This window comes from Antarcticirhabdus aurantiaca (genome assembly GCF_009765365.1).
Lineage (GTDB): Bacteria > Pseudomonadota > Alphaproteobacteria > Rhizobiales > Rhizobiaceae > Antarcticirhabdus > Antarcticirhabdus aurantiaca.
This window is the reverse complement of the sequence record NZ_VTOM01000013.1, coordinates 54,187-70,417: the sequence shown is the minus strand read 5'-3', so window position 1 is coordinate 70,417 and position 16,231 is coordinate 54,187. Positions and strand designations below refer to the sequence as shown.

14 protein-coding genes are annotated in these 16,231 nt (G+C 68.9%); 8 read left to right on the top strand and 6 right to left on the bottom strand.

Annotation, left to right across the window (positions count from 1 at the left end; genetic code table 11):
- The first annotated feature begins 136 nt into the window (after nt 1-136).
- The 6 genes from FZN60_RS16165 (at nt 137) to lexA (ending at nt 6,443) form a co-directional block, all read left to right on the top strand.
- Nucleotides 137-2,032, top strand: a complete 1,896-nt coding sequence (locus FZN60_RS16165) for a peptidylprolyl isomerase (RefSeq protein WP_158874536.1) — start codon at nt 137-139, stop codon at nt 2,030-2,032.
- A complete protein-coding gene (trpD, locus tag FZN60_RS16160) occupies nt 2,029-3,060 on the top strand; it encodes an anthranilate phosphoribosyltransferase (protein WP_158874535.1) in 1,032 nt (343 codons plus the stop codon). Before FZN60_RS16165 ends, trpD begins: the two co-directional genes overlap by 4 nt.
- Complete coding sequence (gene trpC, locus FZN60_RS16155) at nt 3,057-3,872, top strand: indole-3-glycerol phosphate synthase TrpC (RefSeq protein ID WP_158874534.1); 816 nt, start codon at nt 3,057-3,059, stop codon at nt 3,870-3,872. The genes trpD and trpC overlap by 4 nt, the downstream gene beginning before the upstream one ends.
- Complete coding sequence (gene moaC / locus FZN60_RS16150) at nt 3,869-4,348, top strand: cyclic pyranopterin monophosphate synthase MoaC (protein WP_158874533.1); 480 nt, start codon at nt 3,869-3,871, stop codon at nt 4,346-4,348. Before trpC ends, moaC begins: the two co-directional genes overlap by 4 nt.
- Nucleotides 4,348-5,562, top strand: a complete 1,215-nt coding sequence (locus tag FZN60_RS16145) for a molybdopterin molybdotransferase MoeA (RefSeq protein ID WP_158874532.1) — start codon at nt 4,348-4,350, stop codon at nt 5,560-5,562. The genes moaC and FZN60_RS16145 overlap by 1 nt, the downstream gene beginning before the upstream one ends.
- Nucleotides 5,563-5,684: 122 nt before the next feature.
- A complete protein-coding gene (gene lexA, locus FZN60_RS16140; protein ID WP_158874531.1) occupies nt 5,685-6,443 on the top strand; it encodes a transcriptional repressor LexA in 759 nt (252 codons plus the stop codon).
- Here the strand turns inward: lexA and FZN60_RS16135 are convergent.
- Nucleotides 6,437-8,731: a ComEC/Rec2 family competence protein gene (locus FZN60_RS16135; protein ID WP_158874530.1), complete on the bottom strand. Its 2,295-nt coding sequence runs from the start codon at nt 8,729-8,731 to the stop codon at nt 6,437-6,439. The genes lexA and FZN60_RS16135 overlap by 7 nt on opposite strands.
- A 180-nt stretch (nt 8,732-8,911) precedes the next feature.
- On the opposite strand from FZN60_RS16135, the gene gltX reads away from it, so the two are divergent.
- Nucleotides 8,912-10,339 carry a glutamate--tRNA ligase gene (gene gltX, locus FZN60_RS16130; protein WP_158874529.1) on the top strand — a complete coding sequence of 476 codons (1,428 nt, stop codon included), beginning with the start codon at nt 8,912-8,914 and terminating at the stop codon, nt 10,337-10,339.
- 145 nt (nt 10,340-10,484) lie between these two features.
- Complete coding sequence (gene gltA / locus FZN60_RS16125) at nt 10,485-11,777, top strand: citrate synthase (RefSeq protein WP_158874528.1); 1,293 nt, start codon at nt 10,485-10,487, stop codon at nt 11,775-11,777.
- Between the two features lie 62 nt (nt 11,778-11,839).
- Here gltA and lpxB read toward each other — a convergent pair whose 3' ends face one another.
- The 5 genes from lpxB to lpxD are packed head-to-tail and all read right to left on the bottom strand — an operon-like array spanning nt 11,840 to nt 16,210.
- On the bottom strand, nt 11,840-12,991 hold the full coding sequence (lpxB, locus tag FZN60_RS16120; RefSeq protein ID WP_158874527.1) for a lipid-A-disaccharide synthase: 1,152 nt from the start codon (nt 12,989-12,991) through the stop codon (nt 11,840-11,842).
- On the bottom strand, nt 12,988-13,905 hold the full coding sequence (locus FZN60_RS16115; RefSeq protein WP_158874526.1) for an LpxI family protein: 918 nt from the start codon (nt 13,903-13,905) through the stop codon (nt 12,988-12,990). The genes lpxB and FZN60_RS16115 overlap by 4 nt, the downstream gene beginning before the upstream one ends.
- Nucleotides 13,886-14,695 (bottom strand): acyl-ACP--UDP-N-acetylglucosamine O-acyltransferase, encoded by an 810-nt coding sequence (gene lpxA, locus FZN60_RS16110; protein WP_158874525.1) that lies wholly within the window; start codon nt 14,693-14,695, stop codon nt 13,886-13,888. The genes FZN60_RS16115 and lpxA overlap by 20 nt, the downstream gene beginning before the upstream one ends.
- 5 nt (nt 14,696-14,700) lie before the next feature.
- Complete coding sequence (fabZ, locus tag FZN60_RS16105) at nt 14,701-15,162, bottom strand: 3-hydroxyacyl-ACP dehydratase FabZ (protein ID WP_158874524.1); 462 nt, start codon at nt 15,160-15,162, stop codon at nt 14,701-14,703.
- Entirely contained in the window at nt 15,155-16,210 is a 1,056-nt protein-coding gene (gene lpxD / locus FZN60_RS16100; RefSeq protein ID WP_158874523.1) for a UDP-3-O-(3-hydroxymyristoyl)glucosamine N-acyltransferase, read from the bottom strand. The genes fabZ and lpxD overlap by 8 nt, the downstream gene beginning before the upstream one ends.
- Nucleotides 16,211-16,231: the final 21 nt, after the last annotated feature.

Here is a 16,231-nt window from a genome sequence, read left to right as displayed (position 1 = left end):
ACGCCCGTGATCGACGCCGCCCTGCCCGTCTCGCTTGCGCGCCGATCCCCGACTTTCCTATTAGAGAGCGGAAAGAACGGGAGCGGAGCCGGCGCGAGGCCGGCGACGACCGCCATCGAGTCGGGAACGGATCTTCATGCTGCAGGGCTTGCGGAAGCTGGCGTCGGGTTGGGGAGCGAAGATCTTCTTCGGTCTCCTGGTGTTCAGTTTCGCTGTCTGGGGCATCGCCGACGTGTTCAGCGTGCGCCAACCCGACACCGTGGCGACGGCCGGCAACGCGGCCGTTTCCGTTCAGGAGTACGTTCTCACCGCCCAGCGCGTACGCTTTCCCATCGAGTCGCAGTTGCGCCGGCGCCTGTCGGCCGAAGAGAGCGAAATGTTCGGCCTCGATCAGGCCGTGCTCGGGCAGGTCACGGCCGCGGCCGTCCTCGACGCGCAGAGCCAGGCGATGGGGCTCGGCATGTCGGACGCGCAGCTCGGCCGGGAAATCGCGTCCGATCCGTCCTTCCAGGATCAGTCCGGCAACTTCTCGCGGGCGCTCTTTGCCGAATACCAGCGGCAGAGCGGCATGGCGGAGGGCCCCTTTCTCGACTGGCAGGAGAAGCTCGTCGAGCAGCGCCAGATCGCCGAGGCCGTGGCCGGCGGCACCTCGTTGCCGGCGGTCCTGCGCGACGCGGCCGGAGCCTATGCGGGCGAACGGCGCACGGTCGAGTATCTGTCGCTGCCGCCCGAACTCGCCGACCCCGTGCCGACCCCGGACGCGGCGGCCCTGCAGAGCTTCTTCGACCAGAACAAGCAGACCTACGCCGCTCCCGAATATCGCGCGGTCGACTACGCGATCCTGACGCCGCAGACGATCGCCGATCCGGAATCGGTGACGGACGAGGCGATCGAAGCGGACTACAACGAGAATATCGCCAACTTCCGCACGCCGGAGCGTCGGCGGATCCAGCAGCTCCTGTTTTCCAACCAGGCAGCGGCGGACGCTGCCAAGGCCAAGCTCGACGCCGGCACGCCGTTCGCCGACGTCGCGGCCGATGCGAGCCAGGGCGCCGCGTCGACGGATCTCGGCCTCGTGACGCGTGCCGAGATTCCGGATCAGGCGGTCGCCGAGGCGGCCTTCGGGCTCCCGCTCGGAGGCGTGTCGCCGGTCGTTTCGGGCACGTTCGGCCCCGCCATCGTTTCCGTGAGCGAGATCCAGGCCGAGGCCACGCGGCCCTTGTCCGAAGTCAGTGACGAGGTTCGTCAGGCCGTCGCGCTTGAGCAGGCCAGCGATCAGGCCGCCAACGCCTACCGCGCCTTCGAGGACGCGCGTGCCGGCGGCGCGCCGCTCGCCGAAGCCGCGAGCGCTGCCGGCCTGACGTTGCAGTCGATCCGGCAGATCGACGCGGCCGGGCGCGCGCCGGACGGCCAGCCCTTCGCCGACTTCCCCGGGAAGCAGCAGCTCGTCCAGCAGGCCTTCGAGAGCGATCAGGGCGTCGATAACCTGCCGATCGACATCGGCAATGGCGGCACGATCTTCTTCGAGGTCACCGGCATCGAACCCGCGCGCGACCGCGCCCTGGACGAGGTGCGCGACCGCGTGACCGCCGAGTGGACGGCTGCGGAGCGGACACGGCGCCTGGACGAGCGCGCCGCAGCGCTCAAGGCCGAGGCGGAGGCCGGCAAGCCGCTCGCCGACATCGCGGCCGAACTCGGGAACGGTGCCGCCGTGCAGACGGCGACGTCGATCACCCGGCAAAGCGGCACGGCCGAGCTGGGCCAGGCTGCGACGGCCGCCGCCTTTTCGGGCGGGCAGGGCCTAGTCACGACCGCTCCCGCTTCCGACGGTGTGGCCCGGCTCCTGATGCGGGTCACCGAAGTGGCGCCGCCGGCCGATCCCGCAGCCAGCGCCCCGGCGAACCAGGTACGGCAGATGACCACCGGCTTGGAGAACGATCTGTATTCCAGCTACGTCGCCGAGCTCCAGTCGATCTACCCGGTGCGCGTCTACCCCGAGGCCATCGAGCAGGCGAAGGCCGCCAGCCGATGAGCCTTTCGCTCAAGCCGTTCCTCGCCAAGGTCGCCTCCGGCGAGCCGCTCAGTCGGACGGAGGCGGAGGCCGCCTTCGGCATCCTGATGTCGGGCGAAGCGACTCCCTCGCAGATCGGCGGCTTCCTGATGGCGCTGCGAGTGCGCGGCGAAACGGTGGACGAGATGGCCGGCGCGGTCTCGGTGATGCGCGCCGCCATGCTGCCGGTGGCGGCGCCGGCCGGCGCGGTCGACATCGTCGGCACCGGCGGCGATCATGCGGGCACGCTGAACGTTTCCACCTGCGCGGCCTTCGTCGTCGCGGGCTGCGGCGTCACCGTCGCCAAGCACGGCAATCGCGCGCTCTCGTCCAAATCCGGCTCGGCCGACGTTCTCGCCGCGCTCGGCGTCGCGACGGAGCTGACGCCCAGGCAGATCGCCGAGACGATCGAGACGGCCGGCATCGGTTTCATGTTCGCGCCCTCGCACCACGCGGCGATGCGCTTCGTCGGGCCGAGCCGCGTCGAGCTCGGAACGCGCACGATCTTCAACCTTCTCGGCCCCATGGCCAATCCCGCGTCCGTCAAGCATCTTCTCGTCGGCGTGTTCTCGCCGGACTGGGTCCGACCGCTCGCCGAAACGCTGCGTGAACTCGGCGCCGAGAGCGCCTGGGTGGTCCATGGCGACGGTCTCGACGAGATGACCGTCACGGGCGAGACGCGGATCGCCGCGCTCGAGAACGGCACGATTTCCGAGATCTCGATCGAACCGGAAACCTTCGGCCTCGCGCGAGCGCCGCTCGACGCGGTCAAGGGCGGCGATGCCGCGCAGAACGCTCGAGCGCTTCGTGCCGTTCTCGATGGCGCGAGCGGCGCCTATCGCGACATCGTGCTTCTGAATGCCGGCGGCGCCCTTGTCGTGGCCGGCAAGGCGCCGGACCTCGCCGCCGGAATCGAGACGGCACGCCGCGCCATCGACGAGGGGCGCGCAAAAGTGGTGCTCAACCGCCTCGTCGCGGTTTCGAACAGCTTCGAGGAGCGCCCGGCATGACCGATATCCTGGAACGCATCGGCGCGTACAAGCGCGAGGAGATCGCGGCCGCCAAGATCGCCCGCCCGCTCTCGGCCGTCGAGGCGGAGGCTCAGGCCGCCGCGCCGCCGCGCGGCTTCGCCGCCGCCATCGAGGCGAAGCACGCGGACGGGGGCTTCGCACTGATCGCCGAGATCAAGAAGGCGAGCCCGTCCAAGGGCCTCATCCGCGCCGACTTCGATCCGCCCGCCCTCGCGCGCGCCTACGAGGCCGGCGGCGGCGCCTGCCTTTCGGTGCTGACCGACACGCCCTCGTTCCAGGGGCGCCCGGACTATCTCACGGACGCCCGGGCGGCCACAGGACTGCCGGCGCTGCGCAAGGACTTCATGTACGACACCTATCAGGTCGCGGAAGCACGGGCCTGGGGCGCCGACGCGATCCTCGTGATCATGGCCGCCGTCGACGACGCGCTGGCGGCGGACCTCGTCGCGGCCGCGGCGCATTACGGCATGGACGCGTTGATCGAGGTTCACGACGAGGCGGAGACCGAGCGGGCCCTGCGGCTGCCCTCGAAGCTCATCGGCGTCAACAATCGCAACCTCCGCAGCTTCGCGGTCGATCTTTCGACGAGCGAGCGGCTGTCGTCCCTGGTTCCCGACGACCGGATCCTCGTCGGTGAGAGCGGCATCTTCGTCCACGCAGACTGCGAACGGCTCGCGCGCAGCCGCATCCGCACCTTCCTCGTCGGCGAGAGCCTGATGCGCCAGGCGGATGTCGAGACAGCGACGCGCGCGCTGCTCCAGGGCGGCGCCGCCGCGGAGGCCGCGGCATGACCGACAAGGCCCTCACCCATCTGGCCGGCGACGGCACCGCCGCCATGGTCGACGTCGGCGACAAGGCCGAGACGGCTCGCGAGGCGCGGGCGGAAGGCTTGGTGATAATGGCCGCGGAAACGCTCGAGCTGATCCTCGACGCCAAGGCGAAGAAGGGCGACGTCGTCGGCGTCGCGCGCATTGCCGGCATCATGGCAGCCAAGCGGACCAGCGACCTCATCCCGCTCTGCCACCCTTTGATGTTGGACAAGGTATCGGTTGAGATCGAACCGGAACCCGCATTGCCGGGCCTCCGGATCACCGCGACGGCCAAGCTGACCGGCCGCACCGGCGTCGAGATGGAAGCGCTGACCGCCGTTTCCGTCGCCTGCCTGACCATCTACGACATGGCGAAGGCGGTCGACCGCTCGATGACGATCACGGGGATTCGCGTTCTCGCCAAATCCGGCGGTCGCTCGGGCGATTGGTCGGCCTGATGAGCTCGCCGGGCCTGATCCCGGTCGACGAGGCGCTTCGGCGGCTGTTGGCGGATGTGGAGCCCATCCCGGAGACCGACGAGGTGTCGCTTGCCGAAGCCGGCGGACGCGTCCTCGCCGAGCCCGTGGTCGCCGGCCGCACGCAGCCGGACTTCGACGCGTCCGCGATGGACGGTTACGCCGTACGCGCCGCGGATACGCTGACCGGCGGCGCGCTCGACCTCATCGGCGCGTCTGCCGCGGGGCGGGCCTTTGCGGGCGCGATCGAGCCGGGCCAATGCGTGCGCATCTTCACCGGTGCGCCCGTTCCGACCGGCGCCGATGCCGTTCTCATCCAGGAGAACACCCGCTTTGAAGACGGTCGCTGCCTTCCCCTGGAGCCGGTTGAGCCTGGGCGCAACATTCGCCGCGCCGGCAACGACTTCGCGCGAGGCGACGCGCTGATCGCGGCCGGATCCGTCATGACACCGGGCCGCGTCGCGCTCGCCGCGAGCGCCGGCCGGCCGACGCTGTTGGTCAGGCGGCGCCCCCGCGTCGCGGTCCTCGCGACGGGCGACGAGCTCGTTCTTCCCGGCGACGTGGTCGGCCCCTCGCAGATCGTCGCGTCCAATTCCTTCGGCGTCGCCGCGTTCGCGCGAACGAAGGGCGCGACCGTTCTCGACTACGGCATTGCGCCGGACGACGAGGCGGTGATCGGAGCAAGTCTCGACCGAGCTGCCGCCGAAGGCATCGACGTCTTCGTGACGATCGGCGGCGCTTCCGTCGGCGATCACGACCTGATCGGCCCCGTCCTGGCGAGCCGCGGCGTCGCGCTCGACTTCTGGAAGGTGCGCATGCGGCCGGGCAAGCCGTTGATGGCGGGACGTCTCGGCCCGATGCGCATCCTCGGCCTGCCCGGCAATCCGGCCTCCGCGCTGGTGACCGCGGTGCTGTTCCTGGAGCCCCTGCTCTTGTGTCTGGCCGGGCGTCCGGCCGCTTCCCGCGAGGAAGTCGGCATTCTCGGCGCCGACGTGCCGGCGAACGACGGACGGCAGGACTTCGTCCGAGCCACCCTCAGCCTTCGCGACGACGGCCGGATCGAGGTCGTGCCGCTTCCACGACAGGACTCCTCCCTCCTGTCGACCTATGCCAGCGCCGACGGCCTTCTGGTTCGCCCCGTCGAAGCGCTGCCGGCGCGGCGCGGCGATCCCTGCCGCTTCATTCGGCTCGACTAATCGCGCTTGCGGAACACAACTAGAACAGATAGCTTTGTTCAGGTTTTGTTTTAGAGATTCGCCGGAGGCCGTTTTCGCCGCCACCGGTTGGATCGCGAGATGTCGAGTGAGGCCCGTCCGCGATGCTGACCCGCAAACAGCATGAACTCCTGACGTTCATCAACGCGCGTCTCAAGGAGAGCGGCGTGCCGCCGTCCTTCGACGAGATGAAGGACGCGCTGGACCTCAAGTCGAAGTCCGGCATCCACCGGCTCATCACGGCGCTCGAGGAGCGGGGCTTCATCCGGCGCCTTCCAAACCGGGCGCGCGCGCTCGAAGTCTTGAAGCTGCCGGAAAGCGCCGGCGAGGCTACGCCGGCTCGGGCGGCGGCGCGCGGCGGCTTCACGCCCAGCATCGTCGAGGGCAGCCGCGGCCAAGGCCATTCGGACTCATCCCGCCGGGAGCTCGGGACGTCGCGTCTGCGAGGCGCAGCAGGCGGCGCGTCGGGCGGTGCCTCCGCCGGCATTTCGATCCCCGTCATGGGCCGCATCGCGGCGGGCGTGCCGATCTCGGCGATCCAGAACAACACGCACTCCCTGACCCTCCCGCCCGACATGATCGGCAGCGGCGAGCATTATGCGCTGGAGGTCAAGGGCGACTCGATGATCGAGGCCGGGATCCTCGACGGCGATACCGTCGTGATCCGCCGGACGGACACGGCCGTTCCCGGCGAGATCGTCGTCGCGCTCGTCGACGAGGAGGAAGCCACGCTGAAGCGGTTCCGCCGCCGCGGCGACACGATCGCCCTCGAGGCCGCCAACCCGGCCTACGAGACGCGGATCTTCGGGTCCGACCGGGTGAAGGTTCAGGGCAAGCTCGTCGGCCTCATCCGCCGCTACTGATCGACGTCCGCCGGCATCGTTGCGGTCGCGATCGCGGGAGTCGTCGATGCATCGGAGGCCGCCGGCGCACCGTCGGCGGTCGAGGGAGAAACCGGCCGTATCCAGCGTTCCGGCCACGGCTCCGCCCGATGGGCATTCCAGGGATCGCGCGGGTGGTCGTCTTCCCACGGGATCGCGGCCGTCATGTCTGGACGTCCGTCGGGGCCGGTCCGGAACGCGAGCGATCCCGTTCGGCGCAGGGTCCTCAGCGTCGCGAGCGCGGCTCCCGAGCGGCAGCTCGTCGTGAGGGTCGCTCGGGCAACGATCGCGATGTCGGCCAAGTCGCAGAGGTCGCCGGTCTTCTCGTAGTCCTCCGTCCAGGCGACCCGCAGGCCCGAGCGCGTCGTGGCGCGGCAGATCCCGTCGCGACAGTCGAAGCCTCCAACCTTGTCGGCGTCCGGCGAGCCGAGAGCACGGCGCCATTGCTCCTCGACGAAGCGGTTCGGCCGTGCCTGGAGGTGTGAGAGGCTGGCGTCCAGGCCGACCAGGGCCAACTGCTTGCCGTCCTCGTAGATCAGGAGTTCCGGCGGCGCGGCAGGCCGGCTCGCAAGCGCGAGACCGGCAACCGTGAGGGGCAGTGCGATCCAGCGTAGCGCGCTGGCGAGCATCGCGGCGGCGAGAACGGCCGCGGTCAGCAGCAGGAGCGCCGACAGGCCGATCGAGCCGGATGCGGCGTCCGGCAGAAGCACCGCAATGCGATGGGCGAGGTCGAAGACCAAGCCGAGGCCGACGCCGACAAATTGCCAGACGAGGGGATCGAGGCCGAACGGCATGAGCAGCATGGCGATCAAGGCTGCCGGCATGATCCACAGGCTGAAGACGGGCATGAGCAGGAGGTTGGCGACGATGCCGAAGGGTGCGACGCGCCCGAAGTGGTAGGCGCCGAACGGTGCCGTCGCGATTCCGGCGATAAGGGATGCGAGGGCGAGCGCGAGAACCGCTTGGATGGCCCGGCCGATCCAGCCTCGTTCGTCGCGTTGGAGGCCTGCCGGCTCGCGACGGCGCGAATGAGCGCCGTAGATCCCGACGAGCGCTGCCGTGGCCGCGAAGGACATCTGGAAGCTCGCCGTGAACACGGAATGGGGCTGCATGGCGAGCACGATGATCGCCGCGATCGAAACGTTGCGGAGCGTCAGCGCAGGTCGGTCCAGCATGACGGCTGCAAGCATCACGGCCAGCATGATGAAGGAGCGATCCGTCGCGACGTTGTCGCCCGCGATCGCCAGATAAAGGGCCGCAGCGACCAGGGCCGTGCCCGCGGCGATCTTCTTCACCGGCCAGGTCAGGACGATAACGGGCACGAGCGCGAGCGCGGCGCGCATGCCAACCATCACGAAGCCGGCGACCAGCACCATGTGGTAGCCGGAAATTGAGAGGACATGCGCGAGGCCGGTTACCCGCAGATCGTCCTCGATCGCCTCCGGTATGCCCGCCCGCAACCCCGTGACCAAAGCCGCAGCGACCGCCCCTTCCGCGCCGCCGATGCTCGCGCGGATGCGCTCTGCGATGCCGAGGCGCAGGGCTGCCAACCGCTCGGCCAGCCCGGCCTCTTCCGTGCTCGCGGCCGGCTCGTCGGGCGCTCCCAGTGCGAAGCCGATGGCGCCGATGCCGGAGAAGTAGGGAGCGAATGCGAAGTCGTAGGAGCCGGGCAGCGCCGGGCCGGACGGAGGCGCCAGACGAACCAGCCCAGAGAAGCTGCCGCCGATCACGATCGGCTCGTGCCGCGCGGCGACGAGGATCCGCGCACGCTCCGGCGGCCGCGACAGGACCGGTTGCCGGGTCTCATCGATCCTGACGAGGTAACGGCTGCGACCCCGCTCGTCGGTCTCCCGCCACTCGACCCGCCCCTCGATCCGGGTAATCGCGCCGCCCGACAGGACCGTCGTGTGCGTTCGATGCAGCTCCAGCGCCGCGAGGCTCGCACCCGCGGCCGCGGAACAGGCGATCAGTGCCGCCAGATGCCACCCGGGACGGGCACGCAGCAGCGAAAGCGCCGCAAGAAGAGCGACGAGGACGATCAGGGGAACGACGAACGACGGACGTGAGCTTGCCGAATGGAGGCCGGCGATGCCGATCATCAGGCCGAGCGGAACGGCATGAAAGGCGGTCAGCGCGGCGTCCTCGCGCTCGAACTGCCGGCGCAGCCATTCCCGCACGTCCGAGCCGGTCGGCCAGCGGACCGGAGCTGCGCGGCGCAGCGCTGCCCGGATAGCCCACCGCACCCTGCCCTGCGCACCGTCCATCGTCATGAAGGCAGGCGTCCTCCGATCGACCCAAGGCCTCGAACGCCCCCGCCTTGTGCGGCCGGTGCCCTGTGCTAGACAGCGTCCCGCACGCTCGCGACCGCGCCGCACGTCTTCGGCGCCGCGCAGCCCGATCGTTCGGCCGGCCGACGGCCCGCCGTCAACATCTCCACCCGGAGTTGCAGCATGTCCGATTCCGCTCCCGTCGTCACGCGATTCGCGCCCTCCCCGACCGGCTATCTCCACATCGGCGGCGCGCGAACGGCCTTGTTCAACTGGCTCTATGCGCGGCGAACCGGCGGTAAGATGCTGCTCCGCATCGAAGACACCGACCGGGAGCGCTACACGCCCGAAGCCGTTCAGGCGATCATCGAAGGACTTGCCTGGCTCGGCCTCGATGCCGACGAGCCGCCGATCTCGCAGTTCGAGCGCGTCGCGCGTCACCGCGAGGTGGCGGAAACCATGGTCGCGAACGGCCAGGCCTATTATTGCTACGCGTCTCAGGCCGAGCTCGAGGAGATGCGCGAGAAGGCCAAGGCCGAGAAGCGGCCGCCGCGCTACGACGGCCGCTGGCGCGACCGCGATCCCGCCGAAGCGCCTGCCGGCGTGAAGCCCGTGATCCGCCTGAAGGCGCCGCTCGACGGCGAGACGCTGGTGCGCGACGTCGTTCAGGGCGACGTTCGCTTCCCCAACAAGGACCTCGACGACTTCGTCCTTCTGCGCTCGGATGGAACGCCCACCTACATGCTCGCCGTCGTCGTGGACGATCACGACATGGGCGTCACGCACATCATCCGCGGCGACGACCACCTGACCAATGCCGGCCGCCAGACGCTGATCTACAGGGCCATGGGCTGGGACGTGCCGGTGATGGCGCACATCCCGCTGATCCACGGACCGGACGGCGCGAAGCTGTCGAAGCGCCACGGCGCGCTCGGCGTCGAGGCCTACCGGGCGATGGGCTACCTGCCGGTCGCCCTGCGCAACTACCTCGTGCGCCTCGGCTGGAGCCACGGCGACGCCGAGATCATCGGCACCGACGAGATGATCTCCTGGTTCGACCTGCCGGACATCAACAAAGGGGCGGCGCGTTTCGACTTCGCCAAGCTGGAGGCGGTCAACGGCCATTGGCTGCGCTCGATGGGCGATGCCGAGCTCGTCGAAACCCTGATGACCGAGCGCGACTATCTGCCCAACGGCGCCATCCTGAAGAGCGAACCGGACGACGAGGTCGCGCGCAAGCTGCTGGCGGCGATGCCGGGGTTGAAGGAGCGCGCGAAGACGCTGGTCGAACTCACCGACAGCGCCACGTACCTCTTCGCCAGACGCCCGTTGGAGCTGGACGACAAAGCGCGATCGCTCCTCGACGAGGCGGGGCGGTCCGCGGTCTCCGCGCTGCTCCCGCGGCTGTCGGCCGCACAGGATTGGACGGCCGCGTCCCTCGAAGCGGTCGTCAGGGCCTACGCCGAAGAGTCCGGACTGAAGCTCGGCAAGGCGGCTCAGCCGCTTCGGGCTGCCCTCACCGGCCGTTCAACCTCGCCGGGCGTGTTCGACGTGCTGGCGGTTCTGGGCCGCGAGGAGTCGCTGGCTCGCCTGTCCGATCAAGCCGGCTGACTGGAGATTTGCCGGGCAGAGGAGGCCTGCGAGTGCTCGCCTTGTCGCCATATCGCAATTGCGATAGGCAATTGATCCGTCCGCTTGTGCGCTGCAGAAACGTCGGCACGCGCGCCGGCATCTTAAGGCTAGGAAGGGGAACCGCATGACCGAACAGTCGGCGAAATTTACGCTCGGCGACAAGGCTGCAGCCTTGCATCTGCGTTCCGGCACGATCGGGCCCGACGTCGCCGACATCACCTCGCTCTACAAGGACACCGGCCTCTTCACCTACGATCCAGGCTTTTCTTCGACCGCTTCGTGCGAATCGAAGATCACCTACATCGACGGCGACGAAGGCGTTCTTCTCCATCGCGGCTACCCGATCGAGCAACTGGCCGGGTCGGGCGACTTTCTCGAGACCTGCTATCTGCTTCTCTACGGAGACCTGCCGACTCAGCGCGAGAAGGACGACTTCGTTTATCGCGTGACGCGCCACACGATGGTGCACGAGCAGATGAGCCGTTTCTTCACCGGCTTCCGCCGCGACGCGCATCCCATGGCAGTCATGGTCGGCGTGGTCGGTGCGCTGTCGGCCTTCTATCACGACTCGACGGACATCGCCGATCCGCACCAGCGGATGGTCGCGAGCCTCCGGATGATCGCCAAGATGCCGACGATCGCGGCGATGGCCTACAAGTACCACATCGGCCAGCCCTTCGTTTACCCGCGCAACGACCTGTCCTACGCGGAAAACTTCCTGCACATGTGCTTCGCAGTTCCCTGCGAGCCGTATCAGATCAATCCGGTGCTCGCGCGGGCGATGGACCGGATCTTCATCCTGCACGCCGATCACGAGCAGAACGCCTCGACCTCGACGGTCCGGCTCGCCGGCTCCTCGGGCGCCAACCCCTTCGCCTGCATCGCGGCCGGCATCGCCTGCCTCTGGGGCCCGGCCCATGGCGGCGCCAACGAAGCCGCGCTCAACATGCTGTCGGAGATCGGCACCAAGGACCGGATCCCGGAATTCATCGGCCGGGCCAAGGACAAGAACGATCCCTTCCGCCTCATGGGCTTCGGCCACCGGGTCTACAAGAACTACGACCCGCGCGCGAAGATCATGCAGCAGACCTGCCACGAGGTCCTGGACGAGCTCGGCATCAAGGACGATCCGCTGCTCGAAGTCGCCATGGAGCTGGAGCACATCGCGCTTCATGACGAGTACTTCATCGAGAAGAAGCTCTATCCGAACGTCGACTTCTACTCGGGCATCACTCTGAAGGCGCTGGGCTTCCCCACCACCATGTTCACGGTGCTGTTCGCCGTGGCCCGCACGGTCGGCTGGATCGCGCAGTGGAAGGAAATGATCGAGGATCCGCATCAGCGTATCGGCCGTCCGCGGCAGCTCTACACGGGCGCGCCGCACCGCGACTACGTCGCGATCGGCGAGCGCGGCTGACACGCGGCACATCGTCGAACCAGACAGGACGGGCGCCCTCGGGCGCCCGTTTTCGTTGGAGATCAGCCTCGCCGCTCGGCAAGGCCGAGGACGATGTCGGCAGCCGCTTCACCCGGTGGGCGCTCGACCGCCATGCGCTCGCGAATGGTGCGAAAACCCTCGATCTGGGCGGCGCGCTCGGGGGTCGCGGACATCAGCCGCTCGAGGCGCCGAGCGAGGTGGTTCGGCCGCACCGTCTCGTGGAAGTGTTCGGCGATGAGGGGATGGCCGACGATGTAGTTGGGCAAGGCCGCCGTCCAGCCCGTTATCAGGAAGCGGAAGCGGTAGCCGATCGGATCGAGCCGATAGGCGAGCGCCATCGGCATGCCGGCGAGCGCGAGTTCCAGGCTGACGGTGCCGGACGCGGCCACCGCCGCATCCGCCACCCCGAAGGCCCGCCACTTGGCGGCCGAGCCGGAAACGACCTCGGGCTTGATAGGCCAGGTCGCGACTTCCGCCTCGATCGCGGGTCGGAGGCGCTCGACCGACGGTAGAAGGGCTCGAACGTTCGGCATCGCGGCGGCGAGCAACTGGAGGGTACGCCCGAAATCGGGCAGGAGCCGCGCGACCTCGCCGCGGCGCGAGCCGGGCAGGATCAGGAGCGTCGGCGCCGCCGGGTTGCGCGGCGCCATGTCGAGATCGCGCGCGAGAAGCGGCGTCAGGCCCGGATCCGTCATCAGAGGATGGCCGACATAGGTCGCGGGGGGGCCGCCCAGCCGCGCCAGCGTCTCGGGCTCGAAGGGAAGCGTACAGATGGCGTGGTCGACATAGGCGCGCATCGCGGCGGCGCGATGTTCCCGCCATGCCCAGACCGTCGGCGGAACGTAGTTGATGATCGGGATCGAAGGATCGGCCTGCCGCACGCGTCGCGCGACGCGATGCGAGAAGGTCGGGCTGTCGATGATGACGAGCGCGTCCGGCCGCTCGTCCAGGACGAAGCGCGTGGTCTCACGCAGGCGTCCCATCAGCTGCGGCAGGCGCGCCAGGATCGCGCCGACGCCGACGATCGAGAGCTCCTCGATGTCGAAGAGCGATTCGAGGCCTTCCGCCGCCATCTCCTCGCCGCCGAGGCCGATCGCGCGGAACTCCGTACCGATCCGCCGGCGGAGAGCACGGACGAGATCGGCCCCGATCCGGTCGCCGGAGGGCTCGCCGACAACGAAGGCGATCTTCATGGCGCCTCTCCCGCAAGCTGCTCATCGTCCGGCTCGACGCCGACGACGAAAACGTCCGCCGCATCGGCAGCGGCGACCAGATCCTCGAAACCGATCACCAGACCGTAGCCGGCCGTGAGGCCGATGCCGCGAATGCCGGCCTCGGCCGCCTCGCGGACGGTGGCGCCGCCGATACTCGGAAGGTCGAAGCGCCGGTCCTGCCCGGGCTTCACCGCCTTGACGAGGACGCAGACCTCTCGCGCGCCGATGCGACCGCGCTTCGCTAGGTCGCCGACGCGCTGCAGCATCTCGCGGGTTCCCTCGATGCCTTCCATGGCGATGACCCGCTGCTGGGACGCGACCGCGGCCTGGCCTGCGTCGAGGATCCCGATCGTCCGTGCCGCGCGTGCGGCCAGTGCGAGAGCCGCTCGCTCGTCGGGTGACGCGACGCGGCGGCCGAGATAGCCCGCGGGCATCAAGAGCTGCGGGGCGAGATCCTGCACCGCCACGAGCTCGAAGCCGCGGCCTTCGAGGAATCGCGCGGTCCGCTTCAGAACGGAATCGTCGCCCCCGCGCATGATGCGGATCGCGTGGTGGAGCAGCTGCAGGGTGCGCCAGGTCGGGCGAACGGCGCGGAAGTCCGGTCGCACCGACACCGTCCCGCCCGACACCACGCGTCGCACCCTCTCCGACTGGAACCAGGCGATGGCGTCGCCTGCCTCGCCCCAGCGAAAATCGCGTGCGCCGAGACCATCGGCCCAGCCGGCCCCGATGCCGTCCGCGAAGCGAGCCACGATCGGGCGGAATCCGGCCGCGACGGCGCCTTCCGCTAGGATGCGCGGGAGGTCGCCGCCGGCGGCGATGATGCCGAGCGGCTCGTTCTCGAAGGCCGGACCGATCGGCGCTGGGGTTTCCTCAGCTCGCCGGGGGTGCATGGCGCGGGAAGCACATCGCGCGGTCGCCGCCGGAGCGGATGAAGGCCAGCACATCCTGCACGAGCGGTTCCTCGGGGAACTCGGCCTGGACCTCGTCGATGTTCTCCTTGAACGTCAGATCGTCCGAGAACAGCATCCGATAGGCCTTGCGCATGTTGCGGATCGCGTCGCGGCTGAAGCCGGCGCGCTTCATGCCGATGACGTTGAGGCCCGACAGATAGGCGCGGTTTCCCAGCACCATGCCGAAGGGAATGATATCGCCTTCCACCGCCGCGAGGCCCCCGACATAGGCGTGGTGGCCGATGCGGGTGAACTGGTGGATGCCGGAGCCGCCCGCGACCGTCGCGAAATCACCGACGACGCAGTGGCCGGCCAGCATGACGTTGTTGATCAGCGTGACGTTGTTGCCAACCACGCAGTCATGGGCGACGTGCGCGCCGGTGAAGAAGGAGCAGTTGTCGCCGATCGTGGTCTCGAAGCGTCCCTGCGCCGTACCGGCGTTCATGGTGACGTATTCGCGCACGAGGCAGTTGCGGCCGATGACGAGGCGCGTGTCCTCACCGCGGTACTTGAGGTGCTGCGGCGCGTTGCCGAGCGAGGCGAAGGAGAAGATCTGCGCCCCCTCGCCGATCACCGTGTTGCCCCAGAGCACGACGTGGGAGCGGACCCGGCTGCCCGGTCCGAGCTTCACCTGCGGCCCGATGTGGCAGAACGGCCCGATCTCGCAGGACTCACCGATCTCGGCGCCCGGCTCGATGATGGACGAGGGATGGATGAAGGGCTCCGACATCAGGCTTATTCGTCGTCCCGCAGAATCAGCATGGCAGAGATCGTCGCTTCCGCGACCTTCGTGTCGTCGACGATGGCCGTGCAGTCGAAGCGCCAGATGTTGGCTCGCTTCTTGGCCTGTTTTACATGGTATTCGAGGCGATCGCCTGGAACGACGGGCCTGCGGAACTTCGCGTTGTCGATCGTCATGAAGTAGACGAGCTTGGGCGCCTCGGACACCGACATCGAGCAGATCGCACCGGCGGTCTGCGCCATGCCCTCGATGATGAGGACGCCCGGCATGACCGGCACGGACGGAAAGTGCCCGAGGAAGTGAGGCTCGTTGGCCGTCACGTTCTTGATGCCGATCGCCGAACGGTCGCCGTCGATCTCGATGATGCGGTCGACGAGCAGGAACGGGTAGCGGTGCGGCAGCAGCTGCAGGATCTTGTGGATGTCGGCGGTGCCGAGGCTCGTCGTCTCACTCATCGTCCTGCCTTGAGGATTGCTTCTTGCCCAACGCGGCGACGGCCGCCAATTCCCTGAACCATACGCGAACCGGCTTGGCCGGCATGCCCCCGTAACGCCCCCGAGCCGGGACGTCGTCCTTGACCACCGACACGGCGGCGATCTGGGCGCCGTCGCCGACCGTCACGTGGTTGTTGAAGCCGGCCTGGCCGCCGACGGACACACCGTCTCCGAGGGTGGCGCTGCCCGAGATCCCGACCTGCGAGACGATGAAGCAGTTGCGCCCGATCCGCACGTTGTGCGCGATCTGCACCTGGTTGTCGATCTTGGTGTTCTCGCCGATCACCGTGTCGCGAATGGCACCGCGGTCCACCGTGGTGTTGGCGCCGATCTCGACGTTGTCCTGGATGATGACGCGGCCAATCTGGACGGCCTTGACGATGCCCTGCCGCCCGGCGGCGTAGCCGAAGCCGTCCTGCCCGATCCGCACGCCGGGATGAAGGACGACGCCGTTCCCGAGCAGCGCCGCCTGCAGCGTGACGCTCGGCCCGATGCGGCAGTCGCGCCCGATCGTGCAGCCGGGGCCGATCACCGCGCCGGCGCCGACGATCGTGCCGCGGCCGATCTCCGCGCCCGCGCCGATGACGGCGAAGGGCTCGACGACGACGCCGGGCTCCAAGCGCGCCTCGGGATGAACGGAGGCTTTCTCGGATATGCCGGTCTCGCCGCTCAGCGCTGCCGGCTTCAGGGCACCGGGATAGAGCGCTTGGCCTGCCACCGCGAAGGCGAGATGCACGTCGCGGACCCAGAGCACCGTCATGTCCGGCGGTACGTGCGCTGCACTCTTCTGGGAGGCGAGGATCGCCCCCGCTTGCGTCGCGTTCAGATCATCGGCGTATCGCGGATTGTCGAAGAAGCTCAGCGCATCCTCGTCCGCCTCGCCGAGGGTCGCGAGCCCGCGCACCAAGCGCTCGCCCCGTTCGGAATGCGAGAGCTTGGCATCGCAGAGATCGGCAAGAGCCGCGAGCGACAAGCCGGAGGCCGCGGGGAAGAACGACGTCGTAGCCATAAGCCGTATCGTCGCGGCGGC

Bases quoted from the DNA above. Each gene is read 5' to 3' on its own strand.
- FZN60_RS16165 (WP_158874536.1), top strand. From the start codon at position 137: ATGCTGCAGGGCTTGCGGAAGCTGGCGTCGGGTTGGGGAGCGAAGATC.
- trpD (WP_158874535.1), top strand. From the start codon at position 2,029: ATGAGCCTTTCGCTCAAGCCGTTCCTCGCCAAGGTCGCCTCCGGCGAG.
- trpC (WP_158874534.1), top strand. From the start codon at position 3,057: ATGACCGATATCCTGGAACGCATCGGCGCGTACAAGCGCGAGGAGATC.
- moaC (WP_158874533.1), top strand. From the start codon at position 3,869: ATGACCGACAAGGCCCTCACCCATCTGGCCGGCGACGGCACCGCCGCC.
- FZN60_RS16145 (WP_158874532.1), top strand. From the start codon at position 4,348: ATGAGCTCGCCGGGCCTGATCCCGGTCGACGAGGCGCTTCGGCGGCTG.
- lexA (WP_158874531.1), top strand. From the start codon at position 5,685: ATGCTGACCCGCAAACAGCATGAACTCCTGACGTTCATCAACGCGCGT.
- FZN60_RS16135 (WP_158874530.1), bottom strand. From the start codon at position 8,731: ATGACGATGGACGGTGCGCAGGGCAGGGTGCGGTGGGCTATCCGGGCA.
- gltX (WP_158874529.1), top strand. From the start codon at position 8,912: ATGTCCGATTCCGCTCCCGTCGTCACGCGATTCGCGCCCTCCCCGACC.
- gltA (WP_158874528.1), top strand. From the start codon at position 10,485: ATGACCGAACAGTCGGCGAAATTTACGCTCGGCGACAAGGCTGCAGCC.
- lpxB (WP_158874527.1), bottom strand. From the start codon at position 12,991: ATGAAGATCGCCTTCGTTGTCGGCGAGCCCTCCGGCGACCGGATCGGG.
- FZN60_RS16115 (WP_158874526.1), bottom strand. From the start codon at position 13,905: ATGCACCCCCGGCGAGCTGAGGAAACCCCAGCGCCGATCGGTCCGGCC.
- lpxA (WP_158874525.1), bottom strand. From the start codon at position 14,695: ATGTCGGAGCCCTTCATCCATCCCTCGTCCATCATCGAGCCGGGCGCC.
- fabZ (WP_158874524.1), bottom strand. From the start codon at position 15,162: ATGAGTGAGACGACGAGCCTCGGCACCGCCGACATCCACAAGATCCTG.
- lpxD (WP_158874523.1), bottom strand. From the start codon at position 16,210: ATGGCTACGACGTCGTTCTTCCCCGCGGCCTCCGGCTTGTCGCTCGCG.